At 62.5% G+C, this 22,869-nt stretch carries 15 protein-coding genes; 12 read left to right on the top strand and 3 right to left on the bottom strand.

From position 1 onward, the window contains the following. Positions 1-329 precede the first annotated feature (329 nt). The 5 genes from dppA to dppF all read left to right on the top strand — a co-directional run bounded on the left by dppA (position 330) and on the right by dppF (position 6,023). Entirely contained in the window at positions 330-1,937 is a 1,608-nt protein-coding gene (gene dppA / locus ACUTSC_RS18020; RefSeq protein ID WP_107227504.1) for a dipeptide ABC transporter periplasmic-binding protein DppA, read from the top strand. Between the two features lie 170 nt (positions 1,938-2,107). After that, entirely contained in the window at positions 2,108-3,127 is a 1,020-nt protein-coding gene (gene dppB, locus ACUTSC_RS18015) for a dipeptide ABC transporter permease DppB (RefSeq protein WP_197768304.1), read from the top strand. Between the two features lie 11 nt (positions 3,128-3,138). Continuing rightward, positions 3,139-4,041 (top strand): dipeptide ABC transporter permease DppC, encoded by a 903-nt coding sequence (dppC, locus tag ACUTSC_RS18010; RefSeq protein WP_025304838.1) that lies wholly within the window; start codon positions 3,139-3,141, stop codon positions 4,039-4,041. A 15-nt stretch (positions 4,042-4,056) separates the two neighbouring features. Then, complete coding sequence (gene dppD / locus ACUTSC_RS18005; protein ID WP_004934132.1) at positions 4,057-5,037, top strand: dipeptide ABC transporter ATP-binding protein; 981 nt, start codon at positions 4,057-4,059, stop codon at positions 5,035-5,037. Continuing rightward, entirely contained in the window at positions 5,034-6,023 is a 990-nt protein-coding gene (gene dppF / locus ACUTSC_RS18000; RefSeq protein ID WP_197768303.1) for a dipeptide ABC transporter ATP-binding subunit DppF, read from the top strand. Before dppD ends, dppF begins: the two co-directional genes overlap by 4 nt. Positions 6,024-6,320: 297 nt before the next feature. Here the strand turns inward: dppF and bcsG are convergent, their stop codons facing one another. From bcsG to bcsE, 3 genes are read right to left on the bottom strand one after another with little or no spacing between them, the layout of a single operon-like run. Continuing rightward, positions 6,321-7,976 (bottom strand): cellulose biosynthesis protein BcsG, encoded by a 1,656-nt coding sequence (gene bcsG / locus ACUTSC_RS17995; RefSeq protein WP_197768302.1) that lies wholly within the window; start codon positions 7,974-7,976, stop codon positions 6,321-6,323. Further along, positions 7,973-8,176 (bottom strand): cellulose biosynthesis protein BcsF, encoded by a 204-nt coding sequence (gene bcsF / locus ACUTSC_RS17990; RefSeq protein WP_004934139.1) that lies wholly within the window; start codon positions 8,174-8,176, stop codon positions 7,973-7,975. The genes bcsG and bcsF overlap by 4 nt, the downstream gene beginning before the upstream one ends. Next, positions 8,163-9,731 (bottom strand): cellulose biosynthesis protein BcsE, encoded by a 1,569-nt coding sequence (gene bcsE, locus ACUTSC_RS17985; RefSeq protein ID WP_197768301.1) that lies wholly within the window; start codon positions 9,729-9,731, stop codon positions 8,163-8,165. The genes bcsF and bcsE overlap by 14 nt, the downstream gene beginning before the upstream one ends. Positions 9,732-9,920: 189 nt before the next feature. On the opposite strand from bcsE, the gene bcsR reads away from it, so the two are divergent. The 7 genes from bcsR to hmsP all read left to right on the top strand — a co-directional run bounded on the left by bcsR (position 9,921) and on the right by hmsP (position 22,634). After that, the gene (gene bcsR / locus ACUTSC_RS17980; RefSeq protein WP_033649881.1) at positions 9,921-10,112 is read left to right on the top strand and encodes a cellulose biosynthesis protein BcsR; all 192 of its coding nucleotides are present in this window, start codon (positions 9,921-9,923) and stop codon (positions 10,110-10,112) included. A gap of 3 nt (positions 10,113-10,115) precedes the next feature. Next, positions 10,116-10,856, top strand: coding sequence for a cellulose biosynthesis protein BcsQ (gene bcsQ, locus ACUTSC_RS17975; RefSeq protein ID WP_197768300.1), 741 nt, complete (start codon positions 10,116-10,118; stop codon positions 10,854-10,856). Further along, positions 10,853-13,456: a UDP-forming cellulose synthase catalytic subunit gene (bcsA, locus tag ACUTSC_RS17970; RefSeq protein ID WP_197768299.1), complete on the top strand. Its 2,604-nt coding sequence runs from the start codon at positions 10,853-10,855 to the stop codon at positions 13,454-13,456. The genes bcsQ and bcsA overlap by 4 nt, the downstream gene beginning before the upstream one ends. A 62-nt stretch (positions 13,457-13,518) precedes the next feature. Next, a complete protein-coding gene (gene bcsB, locus ACUTSC_RS17965) occupies positions 13,519-15,825 on the top strand; it encodes a cellulose biosynthesis cyclic di-GMP-binding regulatory protein BcsB (protein WP_197768298.1) in 2,307 nt (768 codons plus the stop codon). A gap of 5 nt (positions 15,826-15,830) precedes the next feature. Further along, on the top strand, positions 15,831-16,943 hold the full coding sequence (gene bcsZ, locus ACUTSC_RS17960) for a cellulose synthase complex periplasmic endoglucanase BcsZ (RefSeq protein ID WP_197768297.1): 1,113 nt from the start codon (positions 15,831-15,833) through the stop codon (positions 16,941-16,943). After that, positions 16,925-20,398, top strand: a complete 3,474-nt coding sequence (bcsC, locus tag ACUTSC_RS17955; protein ID WP_197768296.1) for a cellulose synthase complex outer membrane protein BcsC — start codon at positions 16,925-16,927, stop codon at positions 20,396-20,398. Before bcsZ ends, bcsC begins: the two co-directional genes overlap by 19 nt. Positions 20,399-20,627: 229 nt before the next feature. Further along, a complete protein-coding gene (gene hmsP, locus ACUTSC_RS17950) occupies positions 20,628-22,634 on the top strand; it encodes a biofilm formation regulator HmsP (RefSeq protein WP_443003619.1) in 2,007 nt (668 codons plus the stop codon). Positions 22,635-22,869 lie beyond the last annotated feature (235 nt).

Below are 22,869 nucleotides of genomic sequence, written 5' to 3'. Positions count from 1 at the left end.
AATGACCGCTTAGCATAAATTTTCATGCTGTAACTGTTAACAAAAGGTTTTTTTTATGTTTGTTTGCTGTTTCTCACAGTCTGCGTAAATCCCCACTGGTTATATTGACGACACCCCAAACAGTTGGCAACTTGATAGCCTCAGGGGTAAGAGCGAGAGTTGTTTGAGTGAATTCCACGCGCTCAGACGTCCCCGCCGCGATGCGTTCCATCCGGCATTCTCTCCTCGTACGCCTTCTGCCTTCGGGCGCCGATCGCACAGGCCACGCAATAAAAAATACAGGTCTGGCGGCAATTACACACATCACATCACACAATGGAGCACTAACGATGACACGTTCCTTGGGTAAATCGGGGATTCTGAAATTCGGTATTGGGCTGATCGCGCTGACCGTGGCGGCCAGCGTACAGGCCAAGACGTTGGTTTACTGTTCTGAAGGTTCCCCGGAAGGGTTCAACCCGCAGCTGTTTACCTCCGGCACCACCTACGACGCCAGCTCGGTACCGATCTACAACCGCCTGGTCGAATTCAAAATCGGCACCACCGAACTGCAGCCGGGCCTGGCCGAGAAGTGGGACGTCAGCGAAGACGGCAAAACCTACACCTTCCACCTGCGCAAAGGCGTGAAGTGGCAGAGCAACAAAGACTTCAAACCGACGCGCGATTTCAACGCCGACGACGTGGTGTTCTCCTTTGAGCGCCAGTTGGATGCGAACAACGCCTACCATAAAGTGTCCGGCGGCAGCTACGAATACTTTGAAGGCATGGACATGCCTAAGCTGATCGCCAAGATTGAAAAAGTGGACGACAACACCGTGCGCTTCGTGCTGAACCGCCCCGAGGCGCCGTTCCTGGCTGACCTGGGCATGGACTTCGCGTCCATCCTGTCCGCCGAATATGCCGACGTGATGATGAAAGCCGGCACGCCGGAGAAAGTCGACCTGAATCCGATCGGCACCGGTCCGTTCCAGCTGCTGCAATACCAGAAAGACTCCAAGATCCTGTACAAGGCGTTCGACGGTTTCTGGGGCACCAAGCCGAAGATCGATCGCCTGGTGTTCTCCATCACGCCTGACGCTTCCGTGCGCTACGCCAAACTGCAGAAAAACGAATGTCAGGTGATGCCGTACCCGAACCCGGCCGATATCGCCCGCATGAAGCAAGACAAGTCCATCAACCTGATGGAACAGCCGGGCCTGAACGTGGGTTACCTGTCGTTCAACGTCGAGAAAAAGCCGCTGGATAACCTGAAGGTGCGCCAGGCGTTGACCATGGCGGTCAACAAGCAGGCGATCATCGACGCGGTTTATCAGGGCGCGGGCCAGGCGGCCAAGAACCTGATCCCGCCGACCATGTGGGGCTATAACGACGCGGTGCAGGATTACGCTTACGATCCGGCCAAGGCGAAAGCACTGCTGAAAGAAGCGGGCATGGCCGACGGTTTCAGCATCGACCTGTGGGCGATGCCGGTTCAGCGTCCTTACAACCCGAACGCACGCCGCATGGCGGAAATGATCCAGGCCGACTGGGCCAAGATCGGCGTGAAAGCCAAAATCGTGACCTATGAGTGGGGTGAATACCTCAAGCGCGCCAAAGCGGGCGAGCACCAGACGGTGATGATGGGCTGGACCGGCGACAACGGGGATCCGGATAACTTCTTCGCCACGCTGTTCAGCTGCGCGGCGGCGAAAGACGGCTCCAACTACTCCCGCTGGTGCTACAAGCCGTTTGAAGATCTGATTCAACCGGCGCGCGCCGAATCCAACCATGACAAGCGCATCGAACTGTACAAACAGGCGCAGGTGGTGATGCACGATCAGGCTCCGGCGCTGATTGTCGCACACTCCACCGTGTACGAGCCTGTGCGTAAGGAAGTGAAAGGCTACGTCGTGGATCCGCTCGGTAAGCATCACTTCGAGAATGTCTCTGTAGACTGATTTCGACCGCTTTACCGGAGACGCACGAATGGACTTGCAGGGGCGCAACAGGTTTGCGCCCCTGCTGACCAGTCTCCGGCGTATGGCCGTCGAATCGTTCAAAGGCATGTGAGCGTTAATAAGCCTGGCGGACGATGAGCTGCCGGGCATTGATACAGAGAGTTCGGGATATGTTGCAGTTCATACTCCGACGTTTGGGGTTAGTTATCCCAACGTTTATCGGCATTACATTGCTGACTTTTGCATTCGTCCATATGATCCCCGGCGACCCGGTGACCATCATGGCCGGGGAACGCGGTATCTCCGCCGAGCGCCACGCGCAGCTGATGGCGGAAATGGGGCTGGACAAGCCGCTCTATCAACAATATTTCTCCTACGTGTCCAACGTGCTGCACGGCGATCTGGGCACCTCACTCAAAAGCCGCATCTCCGTCTGGAGCGAGTTCGTTCCGCGCTTTCAGGCCACGCTGGAGCTGGGCTTATGCGCGATGCTTTTCGCGGTGCTGGTGGGCATCCCGGTCGGAGTGCTGGCGGCGGTCAAACGCGGCTCGGTCTTCGACCATACCGCGGTGGGCATCTCGCTGACCGGCTATTCGATGCCGATTTTCTGGTGGGGCATGATGCTGATCATGCTGGTGTCGGTGCAGCTTAACCTGACGCCGGTGTCGGGGCGCATCAGCGACACGGTATTCCTCGACGACAGCCAGCCGCTGACCGGCTTTATGCTGATAGACACCCTGATCTGGGGCGAGCCGGGCGACTTTATCGACGCGGTGATGCACATGATCCTGCCGGCCATCGTGCTGGGCACCATTCCGCTGGCGGTGATCGTGCGCATGACCCGTTCCTCGATGCTGGAGGTGTTGGGTGAAGACTACATCCGCACCGCGCGCGCCAAGGGCGTGAGCCGCATGCGGGTGATCGTCGTTCACGCGCTGCGCAACGCGCTGCTGCCGGTAGTGACGGTGATCGGGCTGCAGGTCGGCACCATGCTGGCCGGCGCCATTCTGACCGAAACCATCTTCTCCTGGCCGGGGCTGGGCCGCTGGCTGATCGACGCACTGCAGCGCCGCGATTACCCGGTGGTGCAGGGCGGGGTGTTGCTGGTCGCCTGTATGATCATTCTGGTTAACCTGCTGGTAGACGTGCTCTACGGCGTGGTCAACCCGCGTATTCGCCACAAGAAATAAGGGGCGCTCTCATGTCTCAAATCACTGAGTCTGCAGTTAAAGGTGCGCCGAAGCCAATGACCCCGTTTCAGGAGTTCTGGCACTATTTCAAGCGCAATAAAGGGGCCGTGGTCGGCCTGGTGTATATCGTTCTGATGCTGGTGATCGCGCTCGGCGCCGGGGTGCTGGCGCCGCATGCGCCGGCGGACCAGTTCCGCGACGCGCTGCTCAAGCCGCCGGTGTGGCAAGAGGGCGGCAGCTGGCAATATATCCTCGGCACCGACGACGTGGGCCGCGACGTGCTGTCGCGCCTGATGTACGGTGCGCGCCTGTCGCTGCTGGTCGGCTGCCTGGTGGTGGTGCTGTCGCTGATCATGGGCGTGATATTCGGCCTGCTGGCCGGTTACTTCGGCGGCGTGGTGGACGCGATTATCATGCGCGTCGTCGACATCATGCTGGCCCTGCCGAGCCTGCTGCTGGCGCTGGTGCTGGTGGCGGTATTCGGGCCGTCGATCGTCAATGCCTCGCTGGCGCTGACCTTCGTTGCCTTGCCGCACTATGTGCGTCTGACGCGCGCAGCGGTGCTGGTGGAGGTGAACCGCGACTACGTCACCGCTTCGCGGGTGGCGGGCGCCGGCGCGCTGCGCCAGATGTTCGTCAATATTCTGCCTAACTGCCTGGCGCCTTTGATCGTGCAGGCTTCTCTCGGTTTCTCGAACGCCATTCTGGACATGGCCGCTCTCGGCTTTCTGGGCATGGGCGCGCAGCCGCCGACGCCGGAGTGGGGCACCATGCTCTCCGACGTGCTGCAGTTCGCGCAAAGCGCCTGGTGGGTGGTGACCTTCCCCGGCGTGGCGATCCTGCTGACGGTGCTGGCATTCAACCTGATGGGGGACGGTTTGCGTGACGCTCTCGACCCCAAACTCAAGCAGTAACAGAGGACGAGAGAGATGGCGTTATTGAATGTAGACAAGCTTTCGGTGCACTTCGGTGACGAAGGCACCCCGTTCCGCGCGGTAGACCGCATCAGTTACAGCGTGGAGCAAGGCCAGGTGGTCGGCATTGTCGGTGAATCCGGCTCCGGCAAATCCGTCAGCTCGCTGGCGATCATGGGCCTGATCGATTTCCCCGGCAAGGTGATGGCCGACAAGCTGGAGTTCAACGGCCAGGATCTGCGCAAGATCTCCGAAAAAGAGCGCCGCCAGCTGGTGGGCTCCGAAGTGGCGATGATCTTCCAGGATCCGATGACCAGCCTGAACCCGTGCTATACCGTCGGTTACCAGATCATGGAGGCGCTGAAGGTGCATCAGGGCGGCAACCGCCGCACTCGCCGCCAGCGCGCTATCGACCTGCTGACCCAGGTGGGCATTCCCGATCCGGCCTCGCGGCTGGACGTGTACCCACACCAGCTTTCCGGTGGCATGAGCCAGCGCGTGATGATCGCCATGGCCATCGCCTGTCGGCCGAAGCTGCTGATCGCCGATGAGCCGACGACCGCGCTCGACGTGACCATCCAGGCGCAGATCATCGAACTGCTACTGGACCTGCAGCAGCGCGAAAACATGGCGCTACTGCTGATCACTCACGATCTGGCGCTGGTGGCGGAAGCTGCGCACCACATCATCGTGATGTACGCCGGCCAGGTGGTGGAATCCGGCAAGGCGGCGGAGATTTTCCGCGCGCCGCGCCACCCGTACACCCAGGCGCTGCTGCGCGCGCTGCCGGAGTTCGCCGCCGACAAGGCGCGGCTGGCTTCGCTGCCGGGTGTGGTGCCGGGCAAATACGATCGCCCGACCGGCTGCCTGCTCAACCCGCGTTGTCCCTACGCCAACGAGCGCTGCCGCAACGAGGAGCCGGAACTGCGCAGCATTCCCGGCCGTCAGGTTAAATGTCACACACCGCTGGATGATGCGGGGAGGCCGACCGTATGAGCCAGAATCAACCTTTACTGCAGGCGATTGACCTGAAGAAGCATTACCCGGTGAAAAAGGGCCTGTTCGCGCCGGAGCGGCTGGTCAAGGCGCTGGACGGCGTCTCCTTCAGCCTGGAGCGCGGCAAAACGCTGGCGGTGGTCGGCGAGTCGGGCTGCGGCAAATCGACGCTCGGCCGTCTGCTGACGATGATCGAAGTGCCGACCGGCGGCGAGCTGTACTATCAGGGGCAGGATTTGCTGAAGCCGGACGTCTCAGCCGAGAAACTGCGCCGCCAGAAGATCCAAATCGTGTTCCAGAATCCTTACGGATCGCTCAACCCGCGCAAGAAGGTCGGGCAGATCCTCGAGGAGCCGCTGTTGATCAATACCTCGCTCAGCGCCGCCGAACGGCGGGAAAAAGCGCTGGAGATGATGGCGAAGGTCGGCCTGAAGACCGAGCATTACGACCGCTACCCGCACATGTTTTCCGGCGGCCAGCGTCAGCGTATCGCCATCGCTCGCGGGCTGATGCTGAACCCGGACGTGGTGATCGCCGATGAGCCGGTGTCGGCGCTGGACGTGTCGGTGCGCGCTCAGGTGCTGAACCTGATGATGGATCTGCAGCAGGAGCTGGGGCTGTCCTATGTGTTCATCTCGCACGATCTGTCGGTGGTGGAGCACATCGCCGACGAGGTGATGGTGATGTACCTCGGCCGCTGCGTGGAAAAGGGCAGCAAAGAGGCGATCTTCAACAATCCGCGCCATCCGTACACTCAGGCGCTGCTGTCGGCGACGCCGCGATTGAACCCGGATATGCGCCGCGAGCGCATCAAGCTGACCGGCGAGCTGCCCAGCCCGATGAACCCGCCGCCGGGCTGTGCGTTCAACGCCCGCTGCCGCCGCGCCTTCGGCACCTGCGTGCAGCTGCAGCCGCAGCTGAAACAGTACGGCGAGCAGATGGTGGCCTGCTTTGCGGTCGATCAAGACGAACATCCGGGGGCGTAAGGCGTCGGATTTTCCTGCTTAAACCAAACGCCGGCATAGCGCCGGCGTTTTTTATTATTCAATCAAAGGGTTAATAAATCGGGGGCACCCTAGTCCGTTGTTTTAATTAATTCCCTAATTAAATCCTGATAAACGTTATTTTTTTAAGAATCTTCGCATTAAAATAATAATCTAATAATAGAATTCAACGGTTTGTTGTTAATAACATTCTTTCGGTCGAGCGGTTTCACTATTTTTATTATAAAAACTCAATAAAAAAGCACGCCGGCGGCGTGCTTTGGGGGGATGAGGCCGCGCTTATTGCGGGTAAGGCACCCAGTCACCGCCGTTCAGGCGAATGTAGGGCTTGCCCTGATACTGCATCACGATGGCGTTGTCGTTTTCGGAGATGACCGGGGTCTGCGGCAGCCCCTGGGTTAGCGCCTGCCAGTCGACGCTGGATTCGCTGAAGACCTTGCCATCCACCAGGCGCGACACCAGTTCAGACAGCGCCAGATAGCTGCTCGGCGTTTTGATCTGCAGCGGGCTGCCCTGATGCGGCGCCTTCATGCCCACCAGTTTGATGCCGACCGGCGTATGGGTGATATTCGGGCTGGGAATATCGCGCAGGCCGGACATCTGCATCTTGTCGCCCACCAATGCCGCGCCGTGTTCCGGCACGATCACCACCACCACTTTGCGGCCGGATTTCTCCAGCTGGTCAAGGAAGGTGTTCAGCTGATCGAACAGCTTCTGCGCGCGCGGTTGATAGTCGGCGCTCTTGCTGGCGCCGACGAAGCGGTTGCCGTCGTGCAGCGGAATGATGTTGAAGAAGGTGGCGGTGCGGCCGTCACCGCCTTTTTGCTGCTGATCCAGCCAGCGGGTCAGCAATTCGAGATCGTTATAAATCGGCTCGCCGTCGAACGAGGTCAGCTCGTTGCCGATGCCGGCCTGTGACATCAGCGGCGCCTGCATGTCGCCCTGTTCACGCAGTTCTTTCAGGAAGTTGCCGAATACCCCGGAGTGATCGAGCATCAGCTGTTCCTTGAAGCCGAGCTTCGCCAGGTTGTCGAACAGGTAACACTGCTGGTTCACCGGCTGATACAGATCGTGATGCGAAAGCTGGCCGCAGCTGGCGCGCAGCAAACGGATGGCCGCCGGGCCGCTGTAGGCGGTGGCCGAGTTGAAGCTGTCGAACATGATGTCCATTTTCGACCACAGCGGGTGATTCTGCAGGTTGACCGCGTCCATATCGGCCCAGGCCAGCGAACAGATGTTGATCACCAGCAGATCGAACGGCTGGGCGTCGGCGGGCAAGGTGGCCGGGAACGCGGTAGCGCGACCTTTTTCCCGCTCGTAGAACTGATTCAGGTAGGCCGTCAGGTTGACGCTGGTCGGCGGCAGGCTGTCTGCCGGTGCAGCGTCCCCTGCGGCCGGCGCCGACGTGGCCGGCGTATTGGCGCCGCCGGCTGAGGCCGTGGAGGTGGCGGGCAGCAGTGAGACCGCCGGCCCGGCGATGTTGACGATATTGAGCCACACCAGCGCCGCCACGGTGAACACCGTGACGCGCACCCACTGCGTGACGAACAGGTAGGCGATAAGCAGCACGAAGGCGGCGCCGATCATCTGCCAGTTGATAAAGCGGTTGATCAGCTCCAGCAGATATTGGGCGCTGAAGCCGGCCAGCTGCGAGCCCTGGCTGAGAATGCTGTTGATGCCCGGCAGCCAGGTGTCGTGGTAGAACAGCGCGATGCCGATCGGGATAGCGAGGTAATGGCGCCAGCGGTGCAGGCGCTGCGACGGGATCGGCATCAGCAGAAACGCCATGAACACCAGGTTCGGCAGCGCGTGGAAGTTCAGGTAGCCGAACCACAGCAGGCCGAATTTGGCCAGAAAATAGAGGTTCCAACCGCCCAGCCCACGCCAGTAGCGCCACAGAGCGTTATCGGATTGCGTCTTCGAGTTTGGATTCATGGCTGCTTCTTACGTTTAATCTGAGATGAGGAGCCTGTGCGCACCCATAAACCGGCGGATTTCAAATAGCGCGGCGATAACAACAGGTTTTGCCAGTATTGACGCAAATGCGGAAAACGCCGGTGAAAGGCGTAGCCCAGCGGAATGAAGATCAGCGCGCACAGCAGGATCAGTTGCACGATGTCGTTAAGGTTCAGCATGCGGTTCCTCCTGCGGGCCGAGCGGCAGCGTGAAGGCGACCGGCTGCCGCCGTTCTGCGGGCACCTCGGGCGCTTTCACGCTGGGGCGCGGCGTGGCGCCGGCAGCGCCGGTGGCCGAAATCTGCCAGCGCCCCTGGGCCATGCGTTTGATTTCCGAAATGATATCGACGTCCTGGTGCCATACCACCCGGTTGCTGAAGGCTTCATCCACCGGCAGGCGGAAAATGAACTTCAGCGCGGTATCCAAATCGTTGATGCGGCAGGTGGAGAGGAACAGCACCAGCCGCCCCTGCACGACGGTCATCACGTCGCCGAAGCGCCGCAGGTGGCACAGGGTCATCGCCTGTTCGGCGCGCAGGCCGGTGGCCGGCCGCAGCGCCACCATCACCCCTTTGCCGTCCTCGGGCAGCAGCGTGTTGCCCATCAGCGACAGCACCGCCTGGCTGAACGGTTCCGGCCGCATATAGCCTTTGAGCTGCAGCGGGCGCAAACCGGCCAGCAGCGCATCGATGTCGGCGGGCACATGGCGCGAGAAGCGCTGCCCCTGAATGCCCTCGAGCATGGTCAGAAAACGCGACAGCGGCGCGACGTGCGGCACGATCAGATTGGCGCCGCAGGCCAGCAGCAGCCGTTCGTCGCTGTAGCGCAGACTGGCGCTCATCTCGCGCACCGCGATTTTCAGGCCGCTGCCGCGGCTGCGGCGCAGGGTGTGGATCTGGTGCGCCAGGTGATCGATTTGGTCGCTTTGGTACAGCGCGAAAATCAACGTCGCCGAGAGCCGCAGCATGCCGTGCTGCGCCAGTTCGTCGTTGCTCTCCAGCAGCTGCCAGTTGGCGGACAGCGGCGGCGCGCCTTCCAGGATGCTGCGCTCGGCCAGATACAGACCTTCGTCGCTGCGCAAGGCGGTGGGGGAGGGTTGGCTATTTTCATCCTCACCCTGCCAGCCGCCTTCCGCGGCGTACAGCGTCAGCAGCTGATTGGCGTTGATGCCGTTTTCGGTACTCCACCAGTTCACCAGGTATTGCGCGCTGTCCTGCTGCCATTGCAGGCTGGACAGGCCATTCAGGATGCGATGCTGCGCGCTGAGCTGCCCCTTGAGCTTATTGATGCCGCCCCCGTGGCTGAGGATCAGCAGCGTACACCCCTGCCGCCGCAGCCATGCGGCGAGGGCACGGGTCCACTCGCGCAGCTCTTCGGTGGTGAAGGTTTGCCACAGGCTGGCGTGGGCCAGCAGGATAAGTAAGCGATTTTGCGGCCTCAGGGCGCGCATCAGATCGTCGCTCAACTGCGTCAGCGCGGCTTTTTTCTCCGGTAATTGATACAGCGGCAGCTTCTGCAAGGCAGGCGAAGCCAGCTCGGCCAGCAAGCGATCGGGTTTATCGCCGCTGCAGATCAGGGCGACTTTGTGGGTGGCCGGCTGGGCGGCGATGACCTGGCGACACAGCAGCGCGGCGTCGCTTTGCCTGTCGATATTGATCCAATACAGCCCGGGGGCCTGCATCACCGACAGCTCTTCCCAAATCTGCCGAATGCCTAGAGAAAAAGAGTGCGCCATAGGATGTGTTCTACTTTCGTTGAAAGCCGACTAAAGGCGTTTATATTTAAAGATAGCCATTTTTACTCTGGCAATAACAAATATCCGACGCTCTTCAACAATATTTGTTGAGAATCATCTTATTGCCTATCTCTTTTTGTATCGTTGCTATAGTTAATTAACATAGCCTATTTTCGCCAAGGCGGAAGAATGAATAACGCACCCACCCATTTTCGTGCAGCGGCGCCTGGGGAGAGCCAGGATGACCTGCAGGCGCTCAGCCAGGCTTTTTCATTGCCGAAATTAAGCTATGTCGATATTTCGCGGCAGGAGCGGTTAACGCAAATGATGACGCGCTGGCCGCTGTTGGCCGAATTGGCGCAGACCACGGGGAGCCACTGATCTATGCCGGTGATCGCGCTGCAAGGGTTGCGGGGTGGAATGGGGACCACGTCGGTCACGGCGGCGCTCGCCTGGGCGTTGCAGCAGCTGGGCGAGTCGGTGTTGGCGATCGATTTCACGCCGGACAATCTGCTGCGCCTGCATTTCAACACGCCGTTCGAGCTGGCGCGCGGCTGGGCTCGCGCGGAGCGGGACGGCGGGCGCTGGCAGGAAGGGGCGCTGCGTTATTGTGAAAACCTCGACTTTCTGCCCTTTGGCCGCCTGAATGCGCTGGAACGGCTGGAAGTGCAGAGTCAGTGTCGGGAGCAGCCGGAACGCTGGCGCGACAATGTGCGCCAACTGATCGCCGGCGATCCGCAGCGCTGGATCCTGCTGGATGTTCCGGTCGGGGACGGCGTGCTGGCGCAGCAGGCGCTGCAGCTTGCCGACAGCGTGTTCGTGCTGTTGAACCCCGACGCCAACTGTCAGGTGCGGCTCCATCAGCAGACGCTGCCGAACGACTGCCGTTTCTTGGTCAATCACTACTCCTCCGCCAGCCAGCTGCAGCAGGATCTGCATCAGCTGTGGCTGCAAACGCTGAGCGGCCTGTTGCCGGTGGTGATCCACCGCGACGAAGCGTTGGCGGAAGCGCTGGCGGTCAAACAGCCGTTGGGTGAGTACCGCCCCGAGAGCCTGGCGGCGGATGAAGTGCTGACGCTGGCCAACTGGTGCCTGATCAACCTCAAACGGGGCGTTGCGCCATGAGTCGGGTGCTGAGCCTGCTGCTGGTGCCGCCGGTGCGTCAGGCGGTGCAGACGCGCTACCGCGGCTACCGGCGCAACGGCGCGTCGGCGCTGACCGCCTTTTTCGCCACGCTGCTGGTGGCGTTGGGCTGGTTGTTGCTGCGCTTCGAATCGCCGGCCTGGCAGCGCGTGCGCGCCGGCCGCGCTTATTGGTTCCCGCACCTGTCCGCCGACCGCCCGCGCCCGGCGGATGCGCTGCGTTATCTGCTGCAGGGGCTGTGGCTGCTGCTGTTTCGCAGCGGCCGCGCGCCGGTACAGCGCGACTATTTCGCCGGTTGGCGGCGGCTGCAGCAGCGCTACGCCGACGGGCTGCAGGGCCTGCCGCAACGGCTGAAGAACGCCGGCGTGGAACAGCGCTCGGTGGAGCGCCTCGGCCGCATGAGCCGCGGTATGCGGCGCGCGCTATTTATCCTGGTCAGCGTGCTGGCGGCGATCCTTGCCATGCTGTGCATCTCGCAGCCGTTCGATCTGCCGGCGCAGTTCGTGTTCGTCCTGCTGCTGTGGGGGATCGCGATGGTGGTGCGCCGGGTGCCGGGGCGCTTGCCGGGGTTGATGCTGATCGTGCTGTCACTGACCGTCTCCTGTCGCTACCTGTGGTGGCGCTATACCGCCACGCTGAACTGGGACGACCCGCTCAGCCTGGTCTGCGGCCTGTTGCTGCTGGTGGCGGAAACCTACGCCTGGGTGGTGTTGGTGCTGGGTTATTTCCAGACCGTCTGGCCGCTGAACCGCCAGCCGGTGCCGCTGCCCGCCGATAGCGCCACCTGGCCGACCATCGATCTGATGGTGCCGACTTACAACGAAGATCTCGGGGTGGTGAAGCCCACTATTTATGCGGCGCTAGGCATCGACTGGCCGAAGGAAAAGGTGAATATCTATCTCCTCGACGACGGTAATCGCCCCGAATTCCGGGCGTTCGCTGACGAAGTGGGGGTGAAATACATCGCCAGGCCGACCCACGAACACGCCAAGGCCGGCAACATCAACAATGCGCTGAAGCAGGCCACCGGCGAGTTCGTGGCGATATTCGACTGCGACCACGTGCCGACGCGCTCCTTCCTGCAGCTGACCATGGGCTGGTTCTTCAAAGACAAAAAGCTGGCGATGCTGCAAACCCCGCACCACTTCTTCTCGCCGGATCCGTTCGAGCGCAACCTGGGCCGTTTCCGCCAGACGCCCAACGAGGGCACCTTGTTCTACGGGCTGGTGCAAGACGGCAACGACATGTGGGACGCCACCTTCTTCTGCGGCTCTTGCGCCATCCTGCGCCGCAGCGCGCTGGACGAGATCGGCGGCATCGCGGTGGAAACCGTCACCGAAGACGCCCATACCTCGCTGCGTTTGCACCGACGCGGGCACACCTCGGCCTATATCCGCATTCCGCAGGCCGCCGGGCTGGCGACCGAGAGCCTGTCGGCGCACATCGGCCAACGCATTCGCTGGGCGCGCGGCATGGTGCAGATCTTCCGGCTGGACAACCCGCTGCTGGGCAAGGGGCTGAAACTGGCGCAGCGCCTGTGCTATGCCAACGCCATGCTGCACTTCCTGTCGGGCATTCCGCGGCTGATCTTCCTCACCGCGCCGCTGGCGTTTTTGCTGCTGCATGCCTACATCATCTTCGCGCCGGCGCTGGCGATCGCGCTTTATGTGCTGCCGCACATGATCCACGCCAGCCTGACCAACTCGCGTATCCAGGGGAAATACCGCCATTCGTTCTGGAGCGAAATCTATGAAACGGTGCTGGCCTGGTATATCGCGCGGCCGACGACGGTGGCGCTGTTCAATCCGCACAAGGGCAAATTCAACGTCACCGCCAAGGGCGGGCTGGTGGAGGAGGAGCACGTCGACTGGGTGATCACCCGGCCTTACATGTTCCTGGTGATCCTGAACCTGGCCGGGCTGGCATTCGGCGTCTGGCGGTTGGCCTATGGCCCGACGGACGAGGTGATGACGGTGATCATCAGCCTGGTGTGGGTGCTGTACAACATGACGATTCTCGGCGGCGCGGTGGCGGTGGCGGTGGAGGCCAAGCAGGTGCGTCAGGCGCACCGCGTGGAAATCGCCATGCCGGCGGCGATCGCGCGCGCCGATGGCCATTTGTATCCCTGCACCCTGCGCGATTACTCCGACGGCGGCGTGGGCATTGAGATGCGGATGGAAAACGCGTTGAAAGACGGCGACAAAGTCTCGCTGCTGCTCAAGCGCGGCCAGCAGGAGTACAGCTTCCCCTGCGTGGTGACGCGCGCCTTCGGCAACAAGGTGGGGGTACGCCTGGTCGACCTCTCCACCCGTGAACACATCGATTTCATTCAGTGCACCTTCGCCCGCGCCGATACCTGGGCGCTGTGGCAGGACGGGTTCCCTGAAGACCGGCCGATCGAAAGCCTGCGCGACGTGCTGGCGCTGGGCTTCCGGGGATATGTGCGCATGGCGGACTACGCGCCGCCGCTGGTGCGCGGTCTGCTGGTCGGGGTCACGTCGCTGACCGCCTGGGTAGTGTCGTTTATTCCGCGCGGCGTCGGCAGGGATCCGACCTTGGGTCAACAAGAAACAGTGGGTTAGCTGCGAGTTCAACCGCCCGCTCACTCGCCCGGTGAACAGGCTCCAACATTGATGATGATACGATGACGAGAAAAATAACCTGGTTAACTGCTCTGGCCTTAGGCATCAGCACCCTGTCGCAGGCCGAAACCGCCACCGCGCCGACCGTGGCGGCCCAGCCGCCGATCGCCGCGGCGGCCGATACGACAGCCCCGCCACCGCCGGCCGCCGCGCCGCAGGATCCGAATGCGCCGGTGCGCGACGTGTCGCTGTCGTTTGCGCAGATAGCGCCGCCGCCGGGCACCTTTATCCTGCGCGGCACCCGGCCGGACGGACAGATCGAATTCGGCGTGCGCAGCGATGAAGTGGTCTCGCAGGCGATGCTCGATATGGAGTTTACGCCGTCGCCGGCGCTGATCCCGGTGGAGTCGCACGTCAAGGTCTACCTGAACGACGAACTGATGGGTGTGACCACCCTCGCCAAAGAGCAGCTGGGCAAGCCCAATCGCATCCAGATGGCGATCGATCCGCGCTATATCACCGATTTTAACCGCGTCCGGTTGGTGTTCGTCGGCCATTATCAGAACATCTGCGAAAACCCGGCCAGCACCTCGCTGTGGCTCGACGTCAGCAAATCCAGCGCGCTGAAGCTGCGTTTCCAGACGCTGCCGGTGAAAAACGAGCTGTCACACTTCCCTGAGCCGTTCTTCGACAGCCGCGATAATCGGCCGCTGACGTTGCCGATGGTGTTCGCCGACCAGCCGGATCTGGCCCAGCAGCGCGCGGCGGGCATTCTGGCGTCCTGGTTTGGCAGCAAGGCACAGTGGCGCGGGCAATCCTTCCCGACGCTGTACAACGCGCTGCCGACGCAGCACGCGGTGGTGTTCGCCACCAACTCGCAGCGCCCGGATTTCCTGCGCGATTATCCGGCGGTCAACGGCCCGACGGTGGAGATGATCAGCCACCCGGACAATCCGTACGTCAAACTGCTGCTGATTCAGGGGCGTGACGACAACGATTTGATCACTGCGGTGAAGGGCATCGCGCAGGGCAACATCCTGTTCCGCGGCCAGAACGTGACGGTGGACAAGGTGGAGCAGCTCGCGCCGCGCCAGCCTTATGACGCGCCGAACTGGGTGCGTACCGATCGGCCGATGACCTTCGCCGAGCTGCAGCAATACGCCGAACAGTTGCAAACCAGCGGCATCGAGCCCGGCCCGATTTCGCTGACCATGAACCTGCCGCCGGATCTGTTCCTGATCCGCAGCACCGGCATCGACATGCACCTGAAATACCGTTACACCGCGCCGCGCATTCAGGACGGTTCGCGGCTGAGCGTCAGCCTGAACAACCAGTTCGTGCAGGCGTACTCGCTGGTGCCGGAACACGAGCAGGGCGCGCAGCTGCTGCGCCTGCCGCTGACGCAGGGGCTGCTCGACTCCGACAAGAACGTCAGTATTCCGGCGTTGCGGCTGGGCGCCACCAACCAGCTGCGCTTTGACTTCGATTACACCACGCTGCTGGCCAGCGGCGCAGAAGGGCGCTGCGAAACCTACTCCTTCACGCAAAACCATGCGGTGATCGACGGCGCGTCTACCATCGATTTCTCCGGCTACCGCCACTTTATGGCGATGCCGGACCTGCGCGCCTTCGCCAACGCCGGCTTCCCGTTCAGCCGTCTGGCGGATCTGTCGCAAACGCTGGTGTTGGTGAACCAGAAACCGCAGCCGGCGCAGGTCAGCGCGCTGCTGAACGCGCTAGGGGTAATCGGCGCGCAAACCGGCTATCCGGCGCTGGCCTTCACGCTCAGCGACGACTGGTCGCAGGCCAAGGATCGCGACGACGATATCCTGCTGGTCGGCACCATTCCGCCGGAGCTGCGCGACGACAAGAAAATCAGCCTGCTGGTGGACGCGACCCAAAGCTGGGTGAAACAGCCGACGCGGCAGCCGCCGCTGCCCAGCGCGGAAGTGCTGGCGGAAGATACCAAACCGGACAGCAAGACCACCGTCAGCTCCGAGGGCGCGATGTCGGCGATCATCGGCGTGCAGTCGCCGTTCAACGACCAGCGCAGCATCGTGGCGCTGTTGGCGGACAGCCCGCGCGGCTATGAGCTGCTGAACAATGCCTTGCTGGATAGCGGCAAGCGCGCCGCGGTGTTCGGCTCGGTGGCGGTGATCCGCGAATCGGGGGTCAACAGCCTGCGCGTCGGCGATATTTACTATGTCGGCCACCTGCCGTGGTGGGAGCGGCTGTGGTATGCCCTCTCCACCCATCCGGTGCTGCTGGCGGTGATCGCGGTGGTGCTGGTGGTGATCCTGGGGCTGATGCTGTGGCGCGGCCTGAAGGCCTTCAGCCGGCGTCGTCTGGCGCCTGAAGATCGGGATTGACGGCGGTGAGCGCGATGTTGCAACGCCTGTCGCTCGGCATGCTGCTGCTGTGCGCGTTCAGCGCGGCGGCGGCCTGCGAGTGGCCGGGCTGGCAACAGTACAAGCAGTACTACATCAGCCCGCAGGGGCGGGTGATCGATCCGAGCAGCCCGAACAAAATCACCACCTCCGAGGGGCAGAGTTACGGCCTGTTCTTCGCCCTGGTGGCCAACGACCGGCCGACCTTCGATCTGCTGCTGGCTTGGACGGAGAACAACCTGGCGGCGGGCGATCTCAGCGCCCGTTTGCCCGCCTGGCTGTGGGGCGAGAGCGACGACAAGCAGTGGAAGGTGCTGGACGCCAACTCGGCGTCGGACGCCGATCTGTGGATCGCTTACAACCTGCTCGAGGCTGGCCGCCTGTGGAAAAGCCGGCGTTATCAAACCCTGGGGACGCTGCTGCTGCAACGCATCGGCCGCGAGGAAGTGGCCGACATTCCCGGCCTGGGCCTGATGCTGTTGCCGGGCAAAGTCGGGTTCGTGGCGGAAGATCGCTGGCGGTTGAACCCCAGCTACCTGCCGCCGCAGCTGCTGGCGCGTTTTGCGGCGCTGAACGGCCCGTGGCGCGCGATGCGCCAGGTCAACCAGCGGCTGTGGCTGGACACCGCGCCGCACGGTTTCTCACCGGACTGGGTAGTGTGGCGGGTCGGCACCGGCTGGCAGCCGGATACCGTCAAGCCGAACGTCGGCAGCTACGACGCCATTCGGGTTTATCTGTGGGCCGGCATGCTGGCGGACGACGATGAGCACAAGGCGGCGCTGCTCGAACGCTTCCAGCCGATGGCGCAGCTCACCGCCAAACAGGGCGTGCCGCCGGAAAAAACCGATACCGCCAGCGGCAAAACCACCGGCGCCGGCCCGGTCGGCTTTTCTGCCTCGATGCTGCCGATGTTGGCGACGCAGGCCGAGGCGCTGGCGACACAGCGGCAACGCATCAGCGAACATCCGCCGGGTGACGACGCCTATTTCAGCGCCTCGCTGACGCTGTTCGGTCAGGGGTGGGATCAACAACGTTATCGCTTTAATCGTCAGGGTGAATTGCAACCCTCGTGGGACGGCCAATGCACAACTTCAAAATAAACTGGCTGAATTTGATTCCGCTGAGTCTGGCGATGTTGCCGCAGGCGCGCGCTGCGGAGGCCGTGGCGCCGGAACAGTGGTTGCTGGAACAGGTGCGTATTGGTGAGGCCGGCAACAAGGACGATCTGGTGCGCCAGTCGCTGTACCGGCTCGAGCTGATGGATCCGAACAACCCGGACGTGATCGCCGCGCGCATGCGTTTGGCGCTGCGGCAGGGCAACATGGCGCTGGCGCAGCAGCAGTTGGACAAGTTGAAAACCCTCGCGCCGCAGTCCAGCGCCTATCGCCAGGCGCAAATGAATATGCTGCTGACGCAGCCGGAAACCCGGCAAAAGCTGCAGCAGGCTCGCCTGATGGCGACCGCCGGCCGGTTGCCGGAGGCCAAGGCGCAGTACGATGCGTTGTTCCACGGCGAGCCGCCGACGCTCGAGTTGGCGGTGGAGTATTGGCGGCTGGTGGCGCGCTTGCCGGGGCAGGAAGCGAAGGCGTTGAAGCAGCTGCAGGCACTGGACCAGCAATATTCCGGCAACGTGGCGCTGCGCATGTCGCTGGCGCGCATGCTGTTCAGTCAGAACCAGGACGCGCAGGCCTATGAGCTGCTGCAGAAGATCGCCGCCGATCCGGCCGGGCGCGGCGATGCCGCCGATCTGTGGCTGGATAAGGTCAAAGCGATGCCGGTCAGCGCGCAAAGCGCGGCGGCGCTCAACCGTTTCCTCGGCGTGTTCGACACCGGCGATCAGGCGACCAGCGCCCGTGAAGAGCTGGCCAGGCAGCAGAAACTGTTGGCCGATCCGGCGTATCAGGCACGGGTGCGCGGCCTGGCGCAGGTGGATAAAGGCGGCAGCCGGGCGGCCATTCCGGCGTTGCAAAAGGCGTTGGCGGCAACGCCGAACGACGCCGAGGTGCTGGGCGCGCTCGGCCAGGCCTATTCGCGCGCCGGCAACCGCCCGCAGGCGCTGAAACTGTTCCGCCAGGCGCTGGCCGCCGACAAGAACGGCTACGACAGCGGCAAGTGGCAAAGCCTGATCAAGAGCACCGGCTACTGGCTGGTGATCGACGAGGGCGATAAAGCGCTGAAGGCCGGCAATCTCGCGCTGGCCAGGCAGAAATATCAGCAGGCGCGCCAGCTCGACGACAGCGACGGCGATGCGTTTATCGGCCTGGGCGATGTGGCGGTGGCGAGCAAGGATGACGCCGCGGCGGAAGGATTTTATCAGCAGGCGCTGCGGCGCGATCCCGGCAACGGCAGCGCGCTGCGCGGCCTGGTGAATCTCTATCAACGGCAGTCGCCGGAAAAAGCGCTGGCCTACCTCAACGGCCTGCCGCGTAGCCAACAGGCCAAGCTGCGCAGCACCCTCGACGGGCTGCGGCTCGACATGTTGAAGCAGCAGGCGGAGACGCTGGCGGCGCAACAGCAGTGGCAACAGGCGGCGGAAATCTACCGCCGCGCCCAGCCGATGGGTCCCGACGACGTCTGGCTGACCTATCGCTATGCGCAGGCGCTGCGTCAGGCCGGGCAGCCGCAGCAGGCGGACGCTCTGTTCCGGCAGCTGGCGCAGCGTCAGCGTGCCAATCCGCAGCTGACCTACGCCTATGCGCTCTACCTTTCCGGCAGCGATCGCGACGACCAGGCGCTGGCGCAGCTCAATACGTTGCCCGCCGCGCAGTGGAACGACAACATGCGCGAACTGGCGCAGCGGCTGAAAATGCAGGCGGTGATCGAACAGGCCGAACGGCTGCGGGCGGCCGGTGACGAACCGGCGGCGGAAGCCTATCTGCGTCGGCAGCCGGCGGACACCCGCATCGACTTGCTGCTCGCCGACTGGGCGCTGGCGCGCGGGGAGTATGCGGCGGCGCTGGATGACTATCAGCGGGTGAAACGGCGCGAACCGAACAACCCGGATGCGCAGTTGGGCGAGATCGAAGCTTATGTGGCGCAAGGGGATCTGGACGCGGCGCGCCAGCGGCTGAAAACCGAACCGCAGCCGCAGGACGCTTCGCTCAACAGCCAACGGCGGGTCGCCAATGCCTGGGGCGCGGTCGGCGATCCGCAGCAGGCCGAAGCTATCTTCGACCGACTGAAAACGGCGGCGGCTTCGGAGCCCGTGGGGCAGACCAAGGCGCTTGTTTACCGTGACGCCGCCCGGCTGGAAAGGGCTCAGCAACAGCCTGAGCGAGCACAGCAGGATTACCGCCAGGCGATGGTAGCTGGCGGCATCACGCCGACGCTGCCGCAGGACAATGACAGCTACACCTATTTGACGCGCAATAATCCGAGCGACGACTGGCTGAAACGCGGCATCCGTTCCGACGCCGCGGATCTGTATCGGCAGCAAGACGTGAACGTCACGCTCGATCACGATTACTGGCGCTCGAGCGGCACCGGCGGCATTTCCGACTTCAACGCGCACGACACCATGCTGCAGGTGGACATGCCGCTGTATGACGGGCGCGCCTTCTTGCGTACCGACACCGTGCAGCTGGACGCCGGCCGCTTCTCGACCGACGGCAGCGGCAAATACTACGAGACCTTCGGCACCTGCCATACGCAAGGGTGCCGCGGCGATGAACACCAGAAAACCACCGGCACCAGCGTGGCGGCCGGCTGGAAAAACGACCGCTGGGCCGCCGATATCGGCACGACGCCGATGGGCTTCGAGGTGGTCGACTGGGCCGGCGGCCTGGCCTACAGCGGCGACTGGAACCACATCGGCTGGACGCTGGCGGCTTCGCGGCGGCCGATCTCCAGCTCGCTGCTGGCGTTCGGCGGCGCCAAAGACCCGAACACCGGCATTACCTGGGGCGGCGTGCGCGCCACCGGCGTCAGCCTGAGCGCCAGCTACGATCGCGGCGAGGCGAACGGCGTGTGGGCCGATCTCAGCGCGCACCAGATTACCGGCAAGAACGTGGCGGACAACCAGCGACAGCGGTTGATGGCCGGCTACTACTACAAGCTGATCAACGAAGACAATCGCCGTCTGAGCGTCGGGCTCAATACCATGCTGTGGCACTACCAGAAGGATTTGAGCGGCTATTCGCTGGGACAGGGCGGCTATTACAGCCCGCAGCAATATCTGTCGCTGTCGCTGCCGGTCAACTATCGCCAGCGCACCGAGAACTGGTCGTGGGAGCTGGGCGGTTCGGTTTCGCTGTCCCATTCGAAAACCGACAGCCAGCGCCGCTATCCGCTGCAGGGGCTGATCCCGGATTCACTGCCCGATAAGTTCGCCGTTGAGGACGGCAGCGCCTCGAGTGGCGTCGGTTATACCCTGCGGGCGATCGTCGAACGCCGTCTCAGTTCGCACTGGACGCTCGGCGCCGGTATCGACATTCAACAGGCGAAGGACTATACGCCGAGCCACGCGTTGATTTATCTGCGTTATTCCCTGGCCGGCTGGCAGGGGGATCTCGATTTGCCGCCGCAGCCGCTGACGCCTTACGCCGACTTCAAGTAACCGGGAGGAGAAAGATTCGGAGTGTCGGACGCCGGGGAGTTTTGTTACCCTGTGTCCGGGTCGCGTTTGTTCGCTTTAGGAAAAGACTGAAACCCGCGATTTTCTTGGTTTTGCCTGCGGCATAGCCAGATAAAAACAGCCGATGATCGAGTATACTCAGCCCGGTTCGAGGGGGCGGGTGAGAGTCAGCCCCCTTTTTTGTTTCAGCCCGATTTCACGGAGAGCAGGTTTGCGGGTCAGGCGTTCGTTAACGATTAAGCAGATGGCGACGGTGTCCGGTGTGGCGCTGGTCACGATCTGCATCTTTATCGTGATCCAGTTATTCCACTTTGTGCAGCAGCGCAGGGATGACTACGCCCAGCAACTGGAGAATATCGCGCACTCCGTGCGCCAGCCGCTGGCGGAAGCGGTGCTGCGCATGGACGTGCCGGAAGCCAAAAGGGTGCTGAACACGCTGTTGCCGGTCGGCATTCTGAGCCGGGCGGATATCGTCTTGCCGAACGAGTTTCAGGCGCTGCACGCCAATTTCCCGCCTGAGAGGCCGGTGCCGACGCTGATCGCCCGGCTGTTTGAACTGCCGATCCAAATTTCCGTACCGCTCTATTCGCTGGAGCGGGTGCCGGCCAACCAGCAGCCGCTGGCCTATCTGGTGCTGCAGGCCGACTCGTTCCGCATGTACCAGTTCATCCTCAGCATTTTGTCGACCATGCTGTCGACCTACCTGCTGCTGGCGCTGATCCTGTCGGTGGCCATCACCTGGTGCATGAACCGGCTGATGGTGCATCCGCTGCGCGCGATGGCCAAGGAGCTGGAAAACATCTCGCAGGACGAAGCGCCCTATCACCAGCTGATGCTGCCGGCGCTGCACCAGGACGACGAGCTCGGGCTGCTGGTGCGCAACTACAACCGCAATCAACAGACGCTGGCCAAGGCGCATGCCGACATGAGCCGCCTCAGCACCCGCCATCCGGTGACCGAACTGCCGAATCCGGCGTTGCTGAACGCGTTGCTGGAACAGCATATCGCTTCCAGCCTGCGCCCCGAGCGTTTTAACCTGCTGGTGATCGGCATCGAGACGCTGCATGAGGCCTCGGGCGTGATGAGCCCGGCGATGCGTGAAGCGCTGCTGTTGGCGCTGGCGAAGAAGCTGCGCGGCTGCATCGACGAAAACGGCGTGCTGGCGCAGCTGAGCAATACCGAATTCGCCATTCTGGCCAAGGGCATCGAGCGGCCGTTCCACGCCATGCAGCTGGCGCGGCGCATCATGGCGGAGATCAACGCGCCGTTGACGCTGGAAGGTCTGGCGCTGCGGCCCAACGCCAGCATCGGCATCGCGCACTACCTCAATCAGGGGGAGAGTGCGGAACAGCTGCTGCGCAGCGCCACCTCGGCGATGATGTCCGCGCACCGCGAAGGAAAAAATCAGATCCTGTTCTTCGAGCCCAGCCTGACGGAACGCACGCAGAAGCGGCTGACGCAGGAGAGCGAGATCCTGCACGCCATCGAACAGCGGCATTTCACGCTGTTCCTGCAGCCGCAGATCGACATGCAGTCCAACGAGGTAATCGGCGCCGAAGCGCTGCTGCGTTGGCAGCAGTATGACGGCAGCTATACCCTGCCGGCCGACGTCATCCCGCTCGCGGAAGAGCTGGGCGTGATCGTGCCTCTCGGCAACTGGGTGCTGGAAGAGTCCTGCCGTATCCTGGCGGACTGGCAGCAACGTGGCATTGCGCTGCCGCTGGCGGTCAACGTTTCCGGTATTCAGATGCAGGATGAAGCGTTCGTCCCGCATCTGAAAAACCTGCTGGCGCAGTATCGGATAGACCCGCGCAAGCTGCTGCTGGAGATCACCGAGACGGTACGCATCGACGATCTCGATCGCGCGCTGGCGCTGCTGCGCGAGCTGCACGATCTGGGGCTGTCGATCGCGCTGGACGACTTCGGCATGGGCTACTCCAGCCTGGAGTATCTCAACCGCTTGAAATCCCTGCCGATCGACTTGATTAAAATCGACCGCAGCTTTATTCAGGGGCTGCCGGCCGACGATGCGATGGTGCGCATCGTCAGCTCGATCTCCGAAGTGCTGGCGTTGCCGGTGATGGCCGAAGGCGTGGAAAACGCCGAGCAGCGCGACTGGCTGCTGCGGCACGGCATTCGCAGTGGGCAAGGATTCCTGTTCGCCCGGCCGCTGCCGCGCGAAGCGTTCGAAGCCGAGTTTTGCCGCGCGGCGCCGTAAGCGCCGCGTTTACCTTTCAGGTACTTTTCCCCGTCCGAAAATCGTCATTCTTTATCTACCTCTTTTGCGTTAGTGCAAACAAAGGCTTACGCAATTTTCAGCTTTGCACCCCGACTGACGCGTTTCAGCTCTTAAATTCACATCAACCCCACACGGCGGGTGCAACAAATTATTTCCATGTTGTTAAGTGGGTGTTATTTTCCGCGCAAGCAATGAACAGGCTGGATTTTTAGAC

The organism is Serratia sp. TSA_105.2 (genome assembly GCF_052692115.1).
This window is presented reverse-complemented; position numbering and strand designations above follow the sequence as displayed.